The 20,752-nt window shown below is 54.3% G+C and carries 17 protein-coding genes; 4 read left to right on the forward strand and 13 right to left on the reverse strand.

Annotated features, from left to right (window positions below; translation table 11 throughout):
* Positions 1 to 68: 68 nt before the first annotated feature.
* The 4 genes from argH to QMF38_RS06210 all read right to left on the reverse strand — a co-directional run bounded on the left by argH (position 69) and on the right by QMF38_RS06210 (position 8,442).
* The gene (gene argH, locus QMF38_RS06195) at positions 69 to 1,445 is read right to left on the reverse strand and encodes an argininosuccinate lyase (RefSeq protein WP_058094080.1); all 1,377 of its coding nucleotides are present in this window, start codon (positions 1,443 to 1,445) and stop codon (positions 69 to 71) included.
* A complete protein-coding gene (locus tag QMF38_RS06200) occupies positions 1,442 to 2,707 on the reverse strand; it encodes an argininosuccinate synthase (protein ID WP_058094081.1) in 1,266 nt (421 codons plus the stop codon). Before QMF38_RS06200 ends, argH begins: the two co-directional genes overlap by 4 nt.
* Positions 2,707 to 3,774 (reverse strand): ornithine carbamoyltransferase, encoded by a 1,068-nt coding sequence (gene argF, locus QMF38_RS06205; RefSeq protein ID WP_058094082.1) that lies wholly within the window; start codon positions 3,772 to 3,774, stop codon positions 2,707 to 2,709. Before argF ends, QMF38_RS06200 begins: the two co-directional genes overlap by 1 nt.
* A gap of 186 nt (positions 3,775 to 3,960) precedes the next feature.
* Complete coding sequence (locus QMF38_RS06210) at positions 3,961 to 8,442, reverse strand: glutamate synthase-related protein (protein WP_232302179.1); 4,482 nt, start codon at positions 8,440 to 8,442, stop codon at positions 3,961 to 3,963.
* Between the two features lie 186 nt (positions 8,443 to 8,628).
* Between QMF38_RS06210 and QMF38_RS06215 the strand changes: the two genes are divergently transcribed.
* Positions 8,629 to 9,117, forward strand: coding sequence for an N-acetyltransferase (locus QMF38_RS06215; RefSeq protein ID WP_006448313.1), 489 nt, complete (start codon positions 8,629 to 8,631; stop codon positions 9,115 to 9,117).
* 130 nt (positions 9,118 to 9,247) lie between these two features.
* Here QMF38_RS06215 and QMF38_RS06220 read toward each other — a convergent pair whose 3' ends face one another.
* The 3 genes from QMF38_RS06220 to argC are packed head-to-tail and all read right to left on the reverse strand — an operon-like array spanning position 9,248 to position 12,269.
* Positions 9,248 to 10,423 carry an aspartate aminotransferase family protein gene (locus tag QMF38_RS06220; protein WP_058094084.1) on the reverse strand — a complete coding sequence of 392 codons (1,176 nt, stop codon included), beginning with the start codon at positions 10,421 to 10,423 and terminating at the stop codon, positions 9,248 to 9,250.
* Positions 10,424 to 10,427: 4 nt separating this feature from the next.
* Complete coding sequence (argB, locus tag QMF38_RS06225) at positions 10,428 to 11,219, reverse strand: acetylglutamate kinase (RefSeq protein WP_058094085.1); 792 nt, start codon at positions 11,217 to 11,219, stop codon at positions 10,428 to 10,430.
* A gap of 9 nt (positions 11,220 to 11,228) precedes the next feature.
* Complete coding sequence (argC, locus tag QMF38_RS06230) at positions 11,229 to 12,269, reverse strand: N-acetyl-gamma-glutamyl-phosphate reductase (RefSeq protein WP_058094086.1); 1,041 nt, start codon at positions 12,267 to 12,269, stop codon at positions 11,229 to 11,231.
* 173 nt (positions 12,270 to 12,442) lie between these two features.
* Here argC and QMF38_RS06235 point away from each other — a divergent pair, with 173 nt between their 5' ends.
* Together QMF38_RS06235 and QMF38_RS06240 are read left to right on the forward strand one after the other, a co-directional pair.
* Positions 12,443 to 12,673, forward strand: a complete 231-nt coding sequence (locus tag QMF38_RS06235) for a hypothetical protein (RefSeq protein ID WP_058094087.1) — start codon at positions 12,443 to 12,445, stop codon at positions 12,671 to 12,673.
* A 278-nt stretch (positions 12,674 to 12,951) separates the two neighbouring features.
* On the forward strand, positions 12,952 to 14,208 hold the full coding sequence (locus tag QMF38_RS06240; protein WP_390854143.1) for a YeeE/YedE family protein: 1,257 nt from the start codon (positions 12,952 to 12,954) through the stop codon (positions 14,206 to 14,208).
* A 106-nt stretch (positions 14,209 to 14,314) separates the two neighbouring features.
* On the opposite strand, the gene QMF38_RS06245 is transcribed toward QMF38_RS06240, so the two are convergent.
* The 5 genes from QMF38_RS06245 to QMF38_RS06265 all read right to left on the reverse strand — a co-directional run bounded on the left by QMF38_RS06245 (position 14,315) and on the right by QMF38_RS06265 (position 20,060).
* The gene (locus QMF38_RS06245; protein WP_058094089.1) at positions 14,315 to 15,754 is read right to left on the reverse strand and encodes an NADP-dependent isocitrate dehydrogenase; all 1,440 of its coding nucleotides are present in this window, start codon (positions 15,752 to 15,754) and stop codon (positions 14,315 to 14,317) included.
* Positions 15,755 to 16,120: 366 nt separating this feature from the next.
* The gene (locus tag QMF38_RS06250) at positions 16,121 to 16,696 is read right to left on the reverse strand and encodes a thioredoxin family protein (protein ID WP_058094090.1); all 576 of its coding nucleotides are present in this window, start codon (positions 16,694 to 16,696) and stop codon (positions 16,121 to 16,123) included.
* A 340-nt stretch (positions 16,697 to 17,036) separates the two neighbouring features.
* Positions 17,037 to 19,268: a type IV secretory system conjugative DNA transfer family protein gene (locus QMF38_RS06255; protein ID WP_281758926.1), complete on the reverse strand. Its 2,232-nt coding sequence runs from the start codon at positions 19,266 to 19,268 to the stop codon at positions 17,037 to 17,039.
* Positions 19,265 to 19,648 (reverse strand): hypothetical protein, encoded by a 384-nt coding sequence (locus QMF38_RS06260; RefSeq protein ID WP_281758927.1) that lies wholly within the window; start codon positions 19,646 to 19,648, stop codon positions 19,265 to 19,267. Before QMF38_RS06260 ends, QMF38_RS06255 begins: the two co-directional genes overlap by 4 nt.
* A 247-nt stretch (positions 19,649 to 19,895) precedes the next feature.
* Positions 19,896 to 20,060, reverse strand: coding sequence for a hypothetical protein (locus QMF38_RS06265; protein WP_281758928.1), 165 nt, complete (start codon positions 20,058 to 20,060; stop codon positions 19,896 to 19,898).
* Between the two features lie 97 nt (positions 20,061 to 20,157).
* On the opposite strand from QMF38_RS06265, the gene QMF38_RS06270 reads away from it, so the two are divergent.
* A complete protein-coding gene (locus QMF38_RS06270; protein WP_281758929.1) occupies positions 20,158 to 20,358 on the forward strand; it encodes a helix-turn-helix transcriptional regulator in 201 nt (66 codons plus the stop codon).
* Between the two features lie 113 nt (positions 20,359 to 20,471).
* On the opposite strand, the gene QMF38_RS06275 is transcribed toward QMF38_RS06270, so the two are convergent.
* Positions 20,472 to 20,752 (reverse strand): hypothetical protein (locus QMF38_RS06275; RefSeq protein WP_281758930.1); only part of this gene is annotated, 281 nt, incomplete at its 5' end.

The raw sequence follows: 20,752 nt of genomic DNA on the forward strand, positions 1-20,752 counted from the left end.
GTGCATACGTGAAAGATCGGCGGACGTGTCGAAAGATGGAACCTTTCGATCCGCCGCCGATTCTCCCATCAAGACAAGCCGCACTGCTCTTTAACCAGTGCCAACTGTAGTCGTACTGCTGAAGGAGCCGTGCCGCCGCGCGACGCTCTCGCCTCGATCACGGCGCGTTCTGGCAACACATCATACACATCTTCCCGGATCAGCGGACAACGCGCCTGCATGTCCGTAAGTGCCAACCCGGCCAAATTCGTCCCCTTGCCAATGGCGTCGCTCACCAGTTGCCCGACCACGGCATGCGCTTCGCGGAACGGCAAACCGAGACGCACTAAATAGTCAGCGAGATCGGTCGCGTTGGAAAAATCAGAGGCAAACGCGCGAGCGAGTCGATCTCGCTTGATCCGCATCGTCTGAATCGAGCCGGCTAACAACTCCAATGCGGGGAGCACCGTGTCAACCGCGTCAAAGACGCCCTCTTTGTCCTCTTGCAAATCCTTATTATATGCCAGGGGCAAGCCTTTCAGAACCGTGAACAGCGCGATCAGGTGCCCGTACACGCGCCCCGTTTTACCACGCACCAACTCCGGAACATCCGGGTTTTTCTTTTGCGGCATAATGCTCGATCCGGTCGCGTAGGCGTCGGATAACTCAATCCAACCAAACTCTTCGCTTGACCACAATACGAGTTCTTCGCACAAGCGAGACAGATGCGTCATCATGGTCGCACAGGCAAACAGGAGCCCGAGTAAATAATCGCGATCGGATACGGCGTCCAGAGAGTTTTCATAAAGGCGGGAGAAGCCAAGTTCCTCTGCGACTGCCTCTCGCGAAATGGGAAAGGTCGTTCCGGCCAGTGCAGCCGCTCCAAGTGGCATTTGATCGATCTCGTCGAGAACCCCACGCAATCGCCGTTCGTCGCGTAGAAGCATCCATACGTACGCCAGGAAATGATGTGCCAACAAGATGGGTTGCGCACGTTGCAAATGCGTGAAACCTGGCACGATGACGTCGAGATGCGCTTCCGCAGCCTCCACAAGCGCCTGCTGTAACTTGCGCACGCCGTCAATCAGCGCCTTGACCGCATCACGGGCCCACAAATGCATGTCCAGCGCAACCTGGTCGTTACGGCTACGCGCCGTGTGGAGCTTGCCTGCCACCTGGCCGATGCGCTCAGTGAGGATGCGCTCGACGTTCATATGCACATCCTCATCGTCGAGGCGGAACTCGATCTGTCCCGCCTCGTAATCCCGCAAAATGCCTTCCAGACCGTCTATGATACTCCGACTCTCCTCCGGCGTGATGATGCCGGAGGTGGCCAGCATGCGAGCGTGAGCGATCGATCCCCGGATGTCGTATGGCAATAGCCTGACATCAAACCCGATAGACGATGTATATTGCAGAACCAGTTGATTGGTATCTTCGCTGAAGCGACCGCCCCACAACTTCATGCCGTCGTCTCCACCTCATCTTTACTGAGGACCGAAACGGAGCTATCGACAAGCTCGGCAGACGGGCCATTCGCCTGATGCAACGCTGCGTACACCGATGTCGGTAGGCCGAACAACGAAATGAAACCGACGGCGGCCATGTGGTCAAATTTGTCCCCAGTTTCATAGGTGGCGAGATCGTGCCGATAGAGTGAATATGGAGACTGTCTTCCCGTCGCCTGAGCCTGACCCTTGTACAATTTGACGCGCACGTCCCCTGTCACATGCTTTTGCGTCGCGTCGATAAAGGCATCGAAAGCCTGTTTGAGCGGCGAGAACCAAAGGCCGTTATAGATGAGCTTGCTGTACTCCAGTTCCAGCCCCATCTTATACTGCAATACCTCACGTGTGAGTGTTAAATGCTCCAGCTCTTGGTGAGCCATGATGAGAACCCGTCCCGCAGGAGACTCGTAAACCTCGCGCGATTTGATGCCAACCAATCGATTTTCCACGTGATCGATCCGGCCAACGCCGTGCTTTCCACAGATTTGATTGAGTTGCTGGATGAGCTCGGCAAGCGGTAGCTGCTGGCCGTTAAGCGCGATTGGCACGCCTTCGGCAAACGAAATCACGATTTCCTCGGGTTCATTCGGTGCTTGCTCGGGTGCAACTGTCCACTCAAACGCCCCCTCTGGCGCAGCCTGCCATGGATCTTCGAGAACACCACACTCAATCGCGCGGCCCCACAGATTGGCATCAATGCTAAAGGGATTGTCGAGATTGACGGGAATCGGCACATTGTGTTGTGCAGCGTAACGAATTTCGTCGTCCCGCGTGAATCCCCATTCCCGCACAGGCGCCACGACCTTTAATTGCGGGTTGAGGGCGTTGATGGATACTTCAAAGCGAACCTGGTCGTTGCCCTTTCCCGTACAACCGTGCGCGACGGCGACCGCTCCTTCGCGCACCGCCACCTCGACCAGCAGTTGTGCGATGAGAGGGCGTGACAACGCAGATGCAAGCGGATATTTGCCTTCGTAAAGGGCATTCGCCTTTAAGGCCGGCGCGATGAATTCCTTCGCAAATCGCTCTTTGGCGTCAATCCGATACGACTTCACCGCTCCTACTTGGATGGCTTTCGCCTGCGTCAAGTCTAAATCTTTGCCCTCGCCAACATCGACGCACATGGCGATGACATCATAGCCATAGTGATCGCGAATCCATGGAATGGATACGGATGTATCGAGACCTCCGGAATATGCAAGTACGAGTGTTTCAGCCATTACAAGTCCTCCCCGAACGCGCCTGCATCTGCCATGGTTGCGGCCAGCACGGCTTTTTGCGCATGTAATCTGTTTTCAGCCTGGTCAAAAATGATGGAGTGCGAGCCGTCAATAATCTCCGGTGCTACTTCTTCTCCGCGATGGGCTGGTAAGCAGTGCATAAAGACATAATCCGCTTTGGCATATGCACACAATTCTGCATTGACTTGATAACCTGCAAACCGCTCTAAACGCTCTTCGGCTTCTGCCTCGTCGCCCATCGACACCCAGGTATCGGTATAGATGACATCTGCGTCGGCAACGGCCCGCTCTGGGTCGGTCGTGACCAATACTTGTGTGCCGCTTTGCACCGCGTGGAACTTGGCTTCTTCAACAACCGCCTGCAACGGCCCGTACCCTGCTGGCGTCGCTACGCGAATATTCATGCCGAGCTTTGGAGCGAGTTGCAACCAAGAGTTTGCCAAGTTGTTGCCATCGCCGACATAGGCGACCGTGACTCCCTCAAGGCGACCCTTATGTTCCAGAATCGTGAGCGCATCCGCCAGCAACTGACACGGATGAAATTCGTCCGTGAGTCCATTGATGACCGGCACAGTCGCACAGTCCGCAAACTCCTCGACATCGGCTTGCCGATAAGTACGAATCATGACGCCGTCAACATAGCGCGACATGACCTGCGCCGTGTCCGAAATCGGCTCGCCGCGCCCAGTTTGCAATTGGCTTCCCGGCAAAAACAACGCATGCCCGCCCAGTTGCAGCATACCTACTTCAAACGAGACCCGCGTACGAGTCGAGGATTTATCGAAAATCATACCGAGTGTCTTCCCAGCTAGCAGGGTGTGCGTAAAATGCGTTTTCTGCGCTTCTTTAAGGAGTCCGGCAAGGTGAACCAAGTTGCGAAGATCTTCACCGCCAATATCACTGAAGTGGAGCAAATCTCTGCCGGCCATCACCCGGTGTGACGCCCATAATGCGTTTTGCAGCCGGACCGACAGATAATTAGAGCCCAAGGGCACAACTGCAGACGATCCGCGCCCTACAGCGCCGTTCATATCCCACACTGCCACAGCCGAAAACTCCTTCCCACTCCATATCGTTGTCGCATCTCTCTCATGTTCTAGCGAAATTGCGTCTCTGTATTATTATACACACGAATGTATATATATCAATCGCTTGTACGCTTAGATTTACAATTCGTTCATCATAAAAGGCCACCCAGCCGGGTGGCCTTTATAGACAGGGACCAACGCAAATTATTCCGTCGCGATGTCCTGATCTGTAATTTCATGAGCAGGTTCAATCATCAAGAAGTGCAACGCTGGATTATCAATGAAGCGCTGTAAACCGCGAGCCGTTTCTTGCTGTCCGTAGCGTCGCAACTCCAACTGATAGGCGCCAAGCAATTCAACGATGTCATTCCTGCCTTGGGCATCAAGCACGCGCAAGGCAACCTTGGCTCCCTTCGCAATCCGCCGGCGCAGAGCTGTTTCGGTCAGTCCCATTGCCGGATCGTGCCGGAGATACACGCGTCCACCCGTCATGCCAGAACAGATCCATGGTCCTGGATCTCCGAGGACCACCGCACGGCCGCCTGTCATGTATTCGAAGGCGAAACCCTTGATGTTCGCCCGGTTGCCAATGTGCGAGTGATGGTCCCGCACCGGTTCCGTAAGCTCGCCACCAATCACAATGTCGGCCCCAGACAAACGGATTCCCGCGCGTGCATCTGCATTGCCCTGAACGATAAACAGTCCGCTTGCAGCCCCGTATGCCAACCCTTTGCCGACAGAACCGCCGCGCCAAACACCATCGGCACACAGCCCTTTTAAGACAACGACTTTGCCGCCGAAGGCTGTTTTGGCCACGCCGTCCTGCGCGCCGCCGAGCGCGACGGATGTCATGCCGGTCGTATGGTAGGCCGCAAATCCCGCACCAGCGACACCTTCGTGCACAATCGGACCGACGTCACCGCCTTGGCCAGCCCGAACGCTCTCTCCGCTCACCCGTGTACCCAAGGCGCGCGGTACCGCGCGAATCGCCTTTACCTGTGCGCCAACCGTCGCGACAATACCATCGGTGCCAGTCGCCGCCCCGATCGCCGCGACATCCTGTATCACATCGCCATACGCCTCTTCAAAGGTACGTGCCTTGACGACACAACCCTTTCCGAGATGCTCCTCGCTTACGCGCAACAGCCACGAAGTATCAAGGCGAGCGTCGCGATGAAGCTGGACGAGCAAGTCGCTGCGCCCAACGAGATCCTGCGTCCGACTTGCGCCGAGCTTGCGGGTCAATTCGCCAACATGTTGGCCGACGGCCGTAAAGAACGTGACCAACTGCGCAACTGCCGAATCGAAGTCGCGCGGCTCAAAAGCCTTCAGCCCTTTCGCATGCGCTTCTTCGAGATCGTGCATCTGCGTTGCAATGCCAACGTGGCACGTGTCTTTGTGGCACGCGCGACAAGCGGTACATCCAATGGCAACCATGGCCATCGTGCCAAAACCGACGCGATTGGCTCCGAGCAAAATGGCCTTCATCACATCGTGCCCTGACTTGATGCCACCGTCTGCCCAAATTTCAACGACATCGCGCAATCCAGCTTCACATAAAGCCTCATGCGCCAACTTTACGCCGATTTCCATCGGTAAGCCGACGTGCCGAATCGCATGCGATCTCGCCGCACCCGTGCCACCGTCGAAACCGGAGAGCGTGATGACATCCGCCCCCGCCTTCGCGATGCCCACCGCGATGGTACCGATATTTGGAACAACCGGCACCTTAACCGAAACTTTCGCATGTGGGTTGATTTCCTTCAATTCGTAAATGACCTGCGCCAAATCCTCAATCGAATAGATATCGTGGTTGTTTGACGGCGAGATGAGATCGACGCCAGGTGTTGCATTGCGCGCATTCGCAACCTGCACCGTGACCTTGGATCCCGGCAAGTGCCCGCCTTCTCCAGGCTTTGCTCCTTGACCAATCTTGATCTCCAGCACATAGGCACCGTTGCAGAGATCTGCATTGACACCAAAGCGCCCAGACGCAATCTGACGCCCGCGATTGCGCGGATACTTGTCAAGCAGGTCTTTAATTTCACCGCCCTCGCCGTTCAGGCAGACGATGTTCATCCGGTAGGCCGCTTCAGCGTATGCTCGATAGGCCGTTTCATTTTGCGACCCAAACGACATCGAGCTGATGACGATTGGATACGCATGGCCATCGACCGTCGTATCGATCTCGCCCTCCACCTGTGCCAAATCCTCGCGGAAACCTAGCAGATGACGGATCGACAACGGATTATCCCCTTCAAACTGGGCCAATTTCGCCACAAAGTCTTCGTAAGGGACCGTGCCATCGGCAACCGACCCGGCAGATTTCCAGATGCGCGGATACAGTTGGAACAGCTTGTTTGGACGAACGCTCTTGCGATCCGCCGCCGCATACCAGGTTTGACGCAGTTCCGACAAGGCTTCCATGCGAGCGAACGTCAGGCCGGCGTTGTCTGACCCACAGAAATTCGGAATAGCAAGATACTGGCTGACTTGATCCGACAGCCCAATGGCACCAAACAACCGCTCATAGCCGCGTACTTCGTGGATGCCAAGCGTCGAGATAACTTTCTCAACACCTTTGGTCAACGCCTTATACAAATTTTCTACAGCTTGCAAATCGCCCTTAGACGCGGCCAGTTCCCACATGAGATACGGCACAACCGCGTCTGCACCGAGTCCAAGCGCAACCATAATGTCATGTAAGTTGCGCAGGCCGCCGCTGCGCAGGATTAAGCTGCAACGCCGCCGCAAGTGCTCGCCCTTTTCCTTCGCCGCCGGCCGTAATAACGCGCGATTGACGGCTGCCGTGACGAGGAAAGGATCAATATGTTGTCCGCGCTTAAACTGGAGGCGGTCGTCGAGCACAATCGCATTGGCACCTGCCTGAACGGCCTCTAACGCCTCCAGTTCAAAACGCGCCAGCGCAGCCGAGACGGACTCGCCTTCTTCGCGGTGAATCAAAATTTCAACTGTGCCGTTAGGACTCGTGTGCAACATGGCCAAAGCGTCTTCGTAGCAAACCGTCCCGAACCGGTGTGCCAGGTTTTGAATCTCCTGATACTCGACACCATAAGCCTCCGGCAACTCTTCAAGCAGAATGGGCGCCTGAACCTCGACTCGCGGCGCTTCGCGATACAAGCCGTCGAACGACGGACGTCGCCCAAGCACGGCTCGCGTGCTAAAGTGTTCAATTTCGCGCTCGCGATCGATAGCAGGGTTGGTGACGACCGCGACCGTTTCGTGTAAGAAGTCGGACAATAATGTCGCCTCTTCCGACAGCGCCGCCAGTGGGCTGTCAAAACCGAGCGATTTAATGGGTTCTGCCCCGGTTTGCAGCTCTTGCTCAATGAGTTTGATGTCGTCATCGCGGAAGCCAAACGCTAACATGCGAATGTCGAGCGGGCGGTCGTCGCGCTTCGGATGCGCCACATCTGACTTCACGCCGTAGGGAACCGCAAAATGAAGATTGCGGTGCTCGCCGCGGAAGTCAAAACGCTGCTTGGCAGCCGCCAGCACTTCCTGTTGCAACTCGTCGTACGAATACAGCTTTGCTCCGGTTTCCGTCCATTTGACGCCCACTTTCTCGCCTGGTGCCAGCGGCTTGGGCTCAGCGACCCAGGTCGATTGTGGGACGATGCCTTGCTCCGAGGCGAAAAAGTATGCACGCTCCGTCTCGATCAACCACATGGGACGCAGTCCCAACGCGTCTACGCTATAGACAGCCGCATTGCCGTGCCGCATGATGACGCCGGCAGGCCCTTGCGCAAAAGGCCCCCAAAGCGACCGAAAATACATATACAAGTCCGACAATTCGTCTGACATATGTTTGATTTCATTGACAATTGGCGGAAAGATGAGCTCCGCCGCTTCAAACAACGACCAATCGCGAGTCGAGACGAGCGACAACAGCGTCCGGTCCACCATCTGCGAGTCGCTGAACTCCGGCCGCAAGGGAACGTTGATCATCTTCGACTCCGTGTAAAAGCGCAAAATGGTGTTGATTTCACCGTTATGCCCAATGCTTGAGAACGGCTGCACACGCGGGAACGACGTCGTCGTATTTGTCGAGTAACGCGTGTGTGCAAGCACAAACACCGAACGGAAAAGCGGGTTTTGCAAGTCTTGATAGAATTTGTACAGCGTTTCGTCGTTACCGATAACTTTGTATACAACCTGCGAATGCGACAAAGATGCGACGTGTGTGCCAGGTAGCTCATCGATAACCGCGAATGCATCGTGCAAGCGGGCGTCATCAGGCGTACCTGAACGCCCAGCAATCTGCACAAACCGCGGACATACAGCCTTCGCCATAGGTCCCAATGCGGTCTCGTCTGTACCGTCTTCGATTTGCACAAGCACTTCGAGGTTCTGAGCGGCCAATTCGGCCAATACTGCCTCTACAGAGCCGGTTGCTTTGTCAACCATAAAGTGACCGACAAAGAAATCATCCTCGTAAGCGAGGCGTGGGTTCAGCCCTGCACCTTCCAGCCGCGAAGCCCACAGCGCCCGCGGAATGTCGAGCAGTAGACCGCAGCCATCCCCCTCACCCTGTACGTAACCTGCGCGGTGACGCATGGCGCGAAGGGCGTCAAGTCCATTGCGAACCGTTTCGTATGAAGGTTGTCCCGATTTCTCAATCTGCGAGAAAATGCCACAGGCATCATGTTCGCGTCGAATGTCCATGGACAATTTGTCGAAATCCACTTGCGCCACTCCTTTTAGCATAATATTTTGACACTATCTCTTTCTGTTCGTCAATGCGCCGTCGTGGAATTTTTAAAAAACTACTGTGAAACATTATACGGTTTCTTGAATAATCATGCTATCCCGTGTTATAAAATAAATGCAATGTGAGAGGAGGGTCCGGAAATGGAGATCCGGAAAGCGACCTCGACGGATGTAGAAGAGATGCAACAACTCATCCAGCAGTTCGCAGATATCGGCCTTATGCTGCCAAGAACGATAAAATCACTGTGTGAACATTTGCAGTGTTTCACCGTCGCCGTCGAAGACGGCAAAGTTATCGGTGTTGCCGGCTTACATGTGCTGTGGACGGATCTCGCTGAAATCCGCTCGCTCGCCGTCGCACCGGAAGCGCACGGTCGCGGCGTCGGACGCCAGATGGTTACCGCACTATTGCAGGAAGCGGAACATTTGGGCATCGCACAGGTACTGTCGCTCACTTACCAAACGGGCTTTTTCGAGAAGCTCGATTTCCATATCGTGCGGAAAGAAAGTTTGCCGCATAAAGTGTGGAAAGACTGCATTTACTGCAATAAATTCTACCATTGCGACGAAGTGGCGATGGTTTACTATACCAGTCACCATCAAGTGCTGCGGCCGGCGCGGGAAGCCTGACGGACAGCGTCTGCCAAGCTTAACTACAACTGACGACACAGGGAAAGAGTTAGCGATAGTATAACAAATGCATGAAAAGCGCGAAAGTGCATACAGGCATGGCCAACTGGCCATGCCTCATTGTATCGTGTCAAACCACCTTCGCGATACTGGAAATCGCATCTTCAAACAACGTCAGGTGTGAATCATCTATCACGAGCGGTGGCACAATCCGAATCCGTTTCGGCCCGCAAACCGTCACCAGCAAGCCGCTATCGATCGCTGCTTGCCGCCATGCTTGGGCATCAGGCACGTCGAAGCCCCACATCAAGCCAAGCCCCGTGACATTGTCATAAGAATTGTGCAAAATGCGTTGAATCCCTGCCCCCATGCGCCGAACGTGGGCTAAAAACGCCGGATCGGAAACCGTGTCAACCACGTAATTCGCCACGGCCATTGCAAACGGGTTGCCGCCGAATGTCGAACCATGCATACCGGGCGTGAACGCGGAAGCGATCTCCGACTTTGCGAGAATGGCTCCGGTGGGAATGCCATTGCCAAGCCCTTTTGCCATGGTGATGATATCCGGTTCAATGCCGAACTGTTCGTATCCAAAAAATGTACCCGTTCGGCCTACACCCGTTTGCACTTCGTCGACAATAAGAAGCCCCCCAACCTCCCGCAGGCGCAGGGCAAGGCGCTGCAGAAAGTCCGTAGCGACCGGCTGTACTCCGGCCTCTCCCTGCACAACCTCGACGATGCACGCAGCCACTGTCTCATCAATGCTTTCGATCACGCCTTCGTACGAATTCGCAGTCTCAAATCCTGGCACCAAAGGACTCATACCTTCGCGGTACTTCGCATTCGCCGTGACCGACAGGGAACCCATCGTACGACCGTGAAAACCGTTGGGCAGACCGATGACACGCGTTTTTTGCGGTTGTCCAGAGACGAACTGATATCTGCGCGCCAACTTAAGCGCACCCTCATTCGCTTCGGTTCCGCTATTGACAAACATCGCTCGATACGACGTCCTTGTGGAAGCGAGCCGCGCCAACTTCTCGGCAAGCGAAACCTGCCCCTCAATCAGAAACAAATTGGAGGTATGCAGAAGCGTCTTCGCCTGTTCTGCAATCACGCTCGCAAGTCCTGGATGCGCGTGTCCGAGATTACAGACCGCAATGCCAGCTGTGAAGTCCAGAAAGCGCCGACCATCGCGATCGTATAAAAATGCGCCGTCGCCTCGCACAAAAGCAAGATCGCGCTTTCCATAGTTCGGAAAAAGGACGTCGTCTGCCAATTCCATCATCGTCACTTCCCGCTTCATATCGTCACTCCTTTTGGATAACGGTCGCCAGCAGTCTCGTACCGTTACGTCGCGGGCGATTTGCGGCGTCGGCTAGCACAGCTGCCGAGACGCTCTCTTTGTCGCGTCCATCGACGACCCAAACCTCGCCCACGCCCTGCCGCGCGGCATACAACATGGCATTCACTTTTGGAATCATGCCTGCCGTAAACGATCCCGCCAGCAACAAATCCTCAAGCTCAGCCGCTGTCGTTTCCATCAGCAGATCGCCGGTTTCGTAGTTGCGGTATACGCCGGCGACATCGGTAAGGAAGACGAGCCGCGCGGCATTCATGGTTTGTGCGACATGCGCAGCCACAGCATCCGCGTTCAGGTTGTAAAACGCTCCCGCGGAATCTCGCCCGAACGGCGTTAAAAGCGGCACAAAACCGTGCCGACAAGCCTCTCTCACACGCGACGAATCAATGCTCGACACTTCCCCGGTGCGTTCGGCACCGATGTCCCGGGCCTGTACAGTCCACCCGTCGGTCAAAGGCGAGACGGGTATGCCCGCACCCGAAAGAGCATCTGCCAGTTCGCTGTTACAAGTCTGTAAAGCGGCGACGACGTGATCGATGGCTTCGACCGTAGTCGCACGAAGACCGCGAATGAAAGGTAACTGTATGCCGTATGCCGTGAGCCGCCGCGTGATGGCAGGGCCTCCGCCATGAACGAGAATGGGATTCCATCCCCGGACCAACGCCCCATGCAACGCGGCGGCTAAAGCTTCTGTTCCTTGTCCATCGAGCGATCCGCCCAGTTTCACAACGACGTTCATGCAATCACCTCATGTCCACAACGAGGTCCCAGTTAGTCCCGTGGTCTCGTCGAAGCCACACATCAGATTGGCATTTTGCAGAGCTTGGCCGGCCGCTCCCTTGCCTAGATTGTCTATGGCCGAGAAGACTTGCAAGATGCCGGTACGTTCGTTCCACGCGACAGACACTTGACAATCGTTCGTGCCGGCGACCGATTTGATGTGCGGCACATGACCGGGTGGAAGGACGTCGACGAAAGGCGCCGACTCGTAAAATGACGCATACCGTGCATGAATATCCGCCGCTAAATCGGGATCGAGCGCGACATATGCCGACACAAAGATGCCACGTGGTATCGGTAGCAACTGCGTCGTCAAAAGAATCCGAAAGACACCGTCGAGCCCCTGCTCGATTTCGGGTGTGTGTTGATGCGCCCCAACCCGGTATGGGTAAAAGTCGTTTGCCAATTCCCCTAACTGCAGGTTTTGCTTCGCCGCACGCCCCGCGCCTGTGGCACCAGATTTGGCGTCGATGGCAACGGGGCCAACGCGTTTGCTCTTCACCCAGTCAACAAGTGGCCGCAGGGCCAATATGGCAGCCGTCGCATAGCACCCTGGGTTAGCAACCAAACTGGCCGCGCTCACGTCCGCGCGATTCAACTCCGGTAAACCATAGACAGCGCGTGCCAACACGTCATCGGCCACCGGTTCACGTTGGTACCATGTTCGATACACATCGCCTGGCAAGCGCAAATCGCCAGACAGATCAATGACCCGCGCGCCCCTGCGGGCCAGTTCAACGGCGATCGCGCCAGATTCACCAGAAGGTAGCGCGACGAAAGCGAGATCGCACGACTCCGCGCAAGCGTCAGCGGAGAATGCCGAAACAGGCGGCAGTTTGGACAGCCGCCGCAAGTGTGGCAAGGCGTCGCCGATGGGGCCTGTGTGGGCGCCGGAACCCGCAAGATAGGTGATGTCCATGTAGGGGTGTTGCGCGAGCAACCGGACGAGTTCCATGCCCGCGTAACCTGTCGGGCCGACGATGCCGACGCGTACGCGCTGTTGCTCCATGTATAAACATCCTCCATTCTGTATTTATATTCATTATAGCTTAGGGAGAATGGAAAGAGAAGTTGGAAATCAGGCGGGATAGGCGCCCACCATCAGAATATCTGTGCGGATGCCCGTATCGGCGGGCATTTGTCCTAACATTTCATGCACTAACTTCGGAGGAGGGATTTCTGATGGGTGTATTCGGTGGATATACGAGATGGGCAGTCGTGTTTTTGATTATCTTTGTACTCTTTTTCCTGTTGTGCCCGGCATACGGATATGCCGTAGGGGCTCCGGTAGGCACGGTTGCCTACACAGAGTACGACACCATCACGCAGACTGGCTACATGTATGAAGGCTATGGCACGTATGACGGCTACAGCAGTCCGCATGATGGTGACGTAGAGAGTAGCAGTTTGTAATGCCGACTTGTTATGAACATATATAGTTAAAACCATAAAAATGTTTCCGGACAGCCGCCTGCGATGGCATACGCCATCGTCCGGCGGCCATTTTGTGTTCGAGGCGAGCCTGGACGAGCAACTTCATTATTGCTCCCTAAGCGATTGGTTCCTAAACCAAACACAATCCCAAAGGGCTTCAACAGGTCAGAGGTTGGGAGCGATTTGACGAAAATCACATTGTAATCATATCGGAAAACACTATAATAACCATGTTGTTATTTATTTTAGTTAGGAGGTTGACGGATGTGGCGAAAACAGAGTCAAACATTCTTCAATTAGACGCCTTTGGCTACGCCGCAGAGAAAGAAATCAATGGCGCGCCAAGAATCCAGGCCAGTGTTGTTCTTGTGAGTTTACTGCTGCTTGTTGCGGGAGCTCTTTACCTCGGCCGAGTTGTTACAGTTTCACAAGCTTTCATATATTTGATTTCCGGCGTGCTCGGCCTCGGTCTATATCACGCCCACTATGGGTTCACCAGTTCTTTCCGAAGATTTCTCGTGCATGGTCGAGGCGTCGGTCTTCGTGCGCAAATGGTGATGTTTCTTATCGCCAATCTTTTATTCCTGCCACTTTTGATTCAAGGTCATGCACTGGGGCACGCGATTACAGGCTACGTTTCACCTGTTGGATTGTCGGTTCTAATCGGATCTTTTCTCTTTGGCATCGGCATGCAACTGGGCGATGGCTGCGCATCCGGCTCCCTATATCACACCGGTGGTGGTGATTTTCGCGGCATCTTGGCCATCGCAGGTTTCGTCATTGGATCTGTTTTAGGTACCATCAATTTTACGTGGTGGATGGCAACGCCTCACTTTCAACCGGTATCTTTCCTTCATACGTTTGGGATCGTCGGTGGATTTGCGTTTAACCTTCTTCTCATGGCGATTGTCTTTGGGGTTACGTGGTTCGTCGAAAAGGCACGCCGTGGTCAGGTTGAATCGTTTACGAAGGTGGCTGGTGGCTTTTCCTTCTCCAAAGTATGGCGCGGCCCATGGTCATGGATCGCCGGAAGCGTATTACTAGCCTTCGGCAACGCCGCCATCTTGTTACTATCGGGAAAACCGTGGGGTGTCACCTCTGCTTTTGCACTATGGGGTGCAAAACTTGCACGCCCAATTGGCATTCCAGTCACACACTGGGGCTACTGGACCACCCCAGCGAACGCAGCCGCGCTCAACGCCCCTTTGTCACACGACGTCACGACCGTCATGGACGTTGGCATCGTGATTGGCTCGCTCTTAGCAGCCGGCCTTGCTGGCAAGTTTCCGCGTCGCTACTTTCATGCAATTCCACTCAAGATGGCGATTGGCGTTTTGATCGGCGGCGTATGCATGGGCTATGGTGCACGCATCGCGTTTGGCTGCAACATCGGTGCCTTTTTCTCTGGTATCGCATCATTTAGCTTACATGGCTGGGAGTGGTTCCTCGGGGCTCTCATCGGCAGTGCTGTCGGAATCGTCATCCGACCTTACATCGGTTTAAGCAAGGAATAATCACCATGCAAAAAGGCTGTCCCAAAGCGCAACTTCGGGGACAGCCTTTTTGACCTATCTGCATTGTATGCCTACACTACGCTTACTCGACGCACTCAGATCCGTATTAACCGTGCACAGCGGAAAACCCGGGTACTCCATCAAAGGTGTACAGATTCTCCGTCTTAATCACATCAAATCCCGCTTCGACGATCCGCCTTTGCAACTCGACGACTTCGCTCCGTTCCACGCTTGCTCCATCGGGCTTGCGGAACCGACACCGCCAGTGATCTGTACAAAATGTCTCAGGAAGGCCATTTGGCCACACTTTGATACCACGGTTGGTCATCACTTCAAGCCGGAGATCGCCCACGCGGACGGTGCTTAATTGCTCGCCGAGATCGTTCGGGCTGCCTGGTTGCCAGTCCAAAAAGACATCGACACCAACCAATTGCTTGTTCGCCTTAGGCGCTGGATGCCACGCGCGATGGGCAATGGCCGCATCTTCGCGGTAAGACACTGGCTTTAACACCTTTGGCTGTTGGCCAAGCCGCGCGATGACAGCGTCAGCAAACTCCGTTGTGCCAACCAGCTGGTTGCTGACGCCTTCGCGGAAAATATCACGGGTATGCACGCCGTCTTCTATCGTTCGCAACCAAGCCTGATGTACGCGCTCGGCCACCGAAGCCTGGCCAATGTGAACCAACATCATCACGGACGCCAGTAACAGCCCGGATGGGTTCGCGACGTTCTGGCCAGCAATGTCGGGCGCAGAGCCGTGGATAGCTTCAAACATGGCAAAACCGTCGCCGATGTTTGCAGACGGCGCCAAGCCAACCGATCCTGAAATTTCAGCCGTCACATCAGACAAAATATCGCCATACAGGTTGGGCATGACGACGACATCAAACCGCTCTGGAGTGTTGGCCAGGCGAGCTGCGCCAATGTCGACAATCAGCGTTTCATGCTGTAAGTCCGGGTATTCGGCCGCGATTTGGTCAAACACCTTGTGAAACAGCCCGTCTGTCAGCTTCATGATGTTATCCTTGACGAAGCACGTGACCTTTTTGCGGCCATTTGCGCGGGCGTAATCAAAAGCATAGCGGATGACGCGCTCCGAACCGGGTTGCGTAATCAGCTTGAGGCACTGATAAACCTGGTTCGTTTGGCGGTGCTCAATGCCCGCATACAAGTCTTCTTCGTTTTCGCGAATGATCACCAAATCCATCGTTGGATGCTTGGTTTCAACAAACGGACTGTACGCAATGGTCGGGCGGACATTCGCGTACAAGTTCAAAGCCTTTCGCATGGTGACGTTCAGACTTTTGTACCCGCCACCTTGTGGTGTCGTGATGGGAGCCTTCAGAAATACCCTCGTGCGGCGAAGGCTATCCCAAGCACCGGGATCCATCCCCGTGTCCACGCCACGCTTGTACACTTTCTCTCCGATCTCGACTGTTTCTATATCCAATTCCGCACCAGCTGCCTCCAACACGCGCAGCGTCGCACTCATGATCTCAGGACCAATACCATCTCCATACGCGACTGTGATCGGTGTTTTCGCCATTCTCAAAACTCCTTTTTTAGCTCAAACCTGAATTTCTGCCTTCACGCCTTAGTATTGAGACCAAACTGTGGGTTGGCACACCTGTACGACGCACCCTTTATCATGCCCTGCAAAACATACAGATCATGTTCCGGTTGCGTCAGCAAAAGATTCTCTCCGGTAGAAAGTGCAACCAGGTTTCCGCGTGCATAACCTGCTTTTAGGCAATACAAAATCGCATGAACGGATAAACCAGCGCGACGTCTACCAAGCTTTATGATCCCTTTACCAAGCCATGATAGATAGCTAAATGCCGTGTCATCCTTAGGTTGCCAATCGAAAGAAAGTATATCATAGTTGCCAACCAGGATAACAAGCCGGACTTTTTTACTTTATACGGTTGAGTAATGCCTGCAACTCGGAGACAATCAGCGATTGATACTCGGTTCCCTCACCATAGCGTCGCATCATCTCGCTTCTTGCACGTGTAAGGCTGTCCTGATAATCTGGCGCCGATCGATCCGGATGTTTGTTTTTAAAATCCACCATGACTTCTTGTATATAGCTGGGTCGTGGCCCCCACTTTCCTAGGATCTCGCCGTTTTCCCGCACGAATAGCACAATCGGGATCGAACGCCCGCCCATCGTCAAAAAATGAGTGTCAACGAGTTCAAAATGTTCCTCTAACACAAGAATTTCAACCGGAATGGCGGCTTCCTCCATAAGACGAAGGACCACTGGCACGTTCCGCACAACATCACCACACCAATCCGCGCCAATGATGATGCAATGTAAACCTGTCGCTGTCTCAGACAAACCGCCAAAAAACTGTCTACTTTCCGCTGATGGCCACGTAAACTGATTATACCAACTCGTAAATGCATCCTGGTTGCGGGTCATGCCGGTAATGAAATCTTGCGGCGACAGACCCTTCCCAATGTAGCCAGCCATATTGACACTCATGCATCCCGACCTCCCAAGCAAATTGTACAGAATCGTGCAGCCGAGCACCAACATGTGTGAAATGTGTTCCAATCTCATGTGCTGTTTGGAACAGTATGATAAAACAAAGAGCCTCTCGGACAATACCGAGAAGCCCTCTGCTCAGTCAGGTTTTCCCTGAATCAAGTATGGCGCGTCCGGAGGGATTCGAACCCCCGACCTCTGGCTCCGGAGTTCTAAGAAATATAGAATAAGGGGCTATATGACGCGCATTTAGGCATCCTAGACAACGCATTGAAATGCTGTTTTTGTAGAGGTTTTGTAGATCGTTTGTAGACAGGTTGTTACCTAAAAGAATGATCTACAAATTGGGAGACATCACCTCCCGACGCATCGGTGGCGGATCCATCTTGACCATAAAGGGTCGGATCGGATCCGTTCCTGCACGTAGCAATGTAATCGACCAATGTTTCGGTGTTTTCAATGCCTCCTCGATCGTGAATGGCGCGATCTCCTCTGCAAGCTCCATGTACGTCCGTTTGCTGCTGGTGTACAAATGATAGTGGCAACCCGCGTCCTTGATCCGATGAGCAAGAGACCTCGGAATCTGCTCGAAACTGTGAAACATCCACACGAGTCCAACTCTCCATTTTCGGCTTTCAACTGCCATGCGTTCCCATCGCGGCGCGCAGCTGGCAAACTGGTGCGGCTCGTCGCAAATGACGAAGCAGGGGCGTTGTTTACTCTCGGGTCGAGCCAGCATGGCAAGCTCTATCTTGGACATCAGCATATCTACGAGCATGTCCGTGGCCTCCGACCCGAGCTCTGCTTTGGGCACGTGGATAGCAACGTGGTAGCCTCCAGTCATCCAACGACGGAAGTCGATCCCGTTGGTCGCCTCTAGGCACTCGCGTAGATAGTCATCGCCGAGTAGAAGATCCAATCTATTGAGCACTGGATCGGTGACTTTACCCTTCATCCCTGGACTCAGCGCATCATACGTGTCCCACTCGCGCGCCAGATCAGGACGGGTGGCGCGTAGGCGTTTTATCACGGTCATGCGGTACTCTGCGTCCGTAAAGAGATGCACCATATCCACAAGACTGCCGCGAATAACACCGACCGTCTTGCCGGCCAGTCGTATATACCGGCCAGTTTCCACGCCAGCCTCTGCGCCATGGAGGCGAAAGAAGTTGACCGCCTCCCCTGCCAGACGGTTCGCCGCGTTGCGCGCTCCTTCGGCTTCCACCCAATCCAGCCTATACGCTCGTTGGCCAAACTCTAACCGGATAAGTTTTTCGGGCTTAACGCCCAAATATCTTGCGCCTGCGCAAATCTCGTCTCCCAGTTCATCTTTAGCCACGTCAATGCTGATCACGCTATAACCTTGTGCGACCGCCTGCGCACCCCAATTACCTCCGAAACCTCGCGTTTTACCTGTTCCCATGCCCCCGATTACCACGCGCGGCAAGCAGAGATCGTCCCAATTTTCAGTCGGCATGTAAACAGGTGTCTCGTTGCCACGCCATGTGTGAATTCCGAAACGGATACCGCCTTGTAATATGTTCTCGGGTAAGTCAAACTCCTGATGCTTAACTGCGGTCAAGCCATACTCCTCTTGCAGAGCTCCACTTGGCAACTGCAGCAAGCGTGCAACTTCTGGAATGGATAGATAGTCAGGGTTCAATTTGATGGTTGGTTGCTTGCGATGTCGAACTTCCTCCCACCATTTAACTGGATTGCGTGGACGAGACATGACCAGTGTATTGTCGCCTTCAAGATCTCGGAATGCAGTACCTAGCGCGCGTAGAATAGCATCTTGCCTACCTGAATCTGGAGACGTGGCGGCCACCCGAATCGATACATCAAATGCCACGTATTTCGCCTTCTGAATGGTGTGGCGGCTAACTTCGCGTTCGCCAACTAGTCGACCGGGTGGATCGACTGGCTCTGGTTCGGTTTGCTCACCGGTAATCACCTCCGCTACAAATGCTGTTGTGTGAAGAGCGACGGCTGCCATCGCTTTGGCCGCGGTTTCTGCAATCGCACGCCCCCGGAACGACCTGCGACGCGGTTTAATCCCATCTTTCATGCGCTCGTACGCCGTCTGTGCACCGAGATACCAGTCCTTTGGAGCCGGAACCATGTGGATCTGAATGACTCCACGCTCACCCTCCCTGAGCATCCGCATCGTCTCCAAGATGGACGGTAAAGGTGCAAGCGCTCTGTGATCCACACCGAGGCTGTACATGTAGTGCTCCTTGAGCACGATGTTCGCGCCAGTCACTTCACCCGACCAATCGGATAACGGATCGTCTTTCGCGGTCTCCACGGTAGCCCTTGGCCAAGAGGCATGGATGTGCTGCTCCACGATGCTTTGTACATCGCTGGGCATCCATGCGATGAGTTGCGCATCATCCGCTGTGATGTGCCACTCCCATATCACATAGCGTTGCCGCTGCATCTTAAAACGCCAGCCGCTGAGTTGCACGCGTTCTAGAACCGTCTTGCTGAGATCATGGAGAGCCGCCGCAAACGTCTCTACGCCATCGTTGCTGACACGCCGATCAGGTGTTATTTTGAGCCCGATCATGGTTGTCGCATCGAGTCGCCCACCTGTGCGACCAAATCCATAATGCCAGGAAGCAGTTGCATCCCCAGATATCCTATGGCTGCCCACTTGATCATACTGATACCTCGATGACGTTGCCCGACCGAGATGAGCAGCATCCCTCCCGCCATACTGATAAACGATATCGGGTACGCTAGCCCTTGAATGACTGCGATCACTGGTTGGAACGCGTGGGTCATAGCGGATGCGATGACGCTCGCTTGCGCCGTCGGCATCGTTACGGCCACCACACCTAATGCCCCTGCCGCCATCGCAGGCAGCGCCCGGACGGCGGCCACATCTTTTGGGCGAATTTCCCCCTGAAAAAACGCATCCCACTCCACCGCGACTGTCTTTGCCACAGGTATCCCTCCCGTTTAAGTCGGGCTGATTCCGCGCATCTTAGTGAATGAGGTGATACGTGATGCCACTCGTGATACTCGGCAGAATACTATTCTGGGGCGGCGCGGCCTTAGCCAGTTACAAATTTTTGTTCGATCTCACACACTGACAGGCATAAATCGGATTGGTATAGGCATAGGCTGAGATCGCCTCAGCCAATTAGGCGAGATTGCGCACTCCTGCACGGAGGGCGTTTTTTTATTCCCATCACTTCGCTGCACTGCGATTGGCTTGGATGCGCTGAAACTCCTGTGCCAACAGCCTCTTCACGAGTTGCCCAAAATTTGATCGACTTACAAACTCATAGAGGGCTGCCTCGCGTTCATTGTCGAGGTTGAAAACAACCGTTTTGCGCTTTTCTCCTCTTACCATGCTCAACACCTCATTTCGATGTGATTGGTAGAGGATTATGCAGCATGATGTCTAATTTTATCTTGTCCGTTGAAAAAGACTGTGGAGGACGCTGAAGTTGGAGACGAGATTAAAGAAGCTCCTGAAAGAGCGAGGATTGAAACAAGGATGGGTTGCAGAGCAGACAGGGATATCTCTAGGAGCTATGAGCGCGATCGTCAACGGCAAGTCCGATCCAACGCTACGTAGTGCTAGAGCGATTGCTCGAGTGCTCGGAGTATCTATAGAAGAATTATGGCCTGAGGAAGACGAGCGATAATAACTAAACCTCGCCACAGGCCGCCCACAGCGACCCGCGCGCCTGATTGCGCGGAAGCTGATGGCGGCGATTCGAGAGATCGATCCGGCGGCCACGTTCGAGGATTTTTGGGGTTAGATACTATGCATCGCCCTATACCTGTCAAGCGCTCTTTGGATAATCCAAGAGTCGTTATCGTCGATGAGGCGAACATCTTTACCTAAGGGTTGGATATACTGTTTAATAATATTATCAAGAATCGCTTGCTCAGCTAGGGCTAGCCCTGCCTCTGACATTGGAAAACCGTTTACACCCCACAAATTTTGAGCAGTAAGCTGTGCTCCGAGAGGTACAATCACCAAATCCTCTTGTCCGTTATTGTCAAACACATAGGTGTGCGCCATAGGCAGATTGG

It is taken from the genome of Alicyclobacillus hesperidum subsp. aegles (assembly GCF_027923525.1).
GTDB lineage: Bacteria > Bacillota > Bacilli > Alicyclobacillales > Alicyclobacillaceae > Alicyclobacillus > Alicyclobacillus aegles.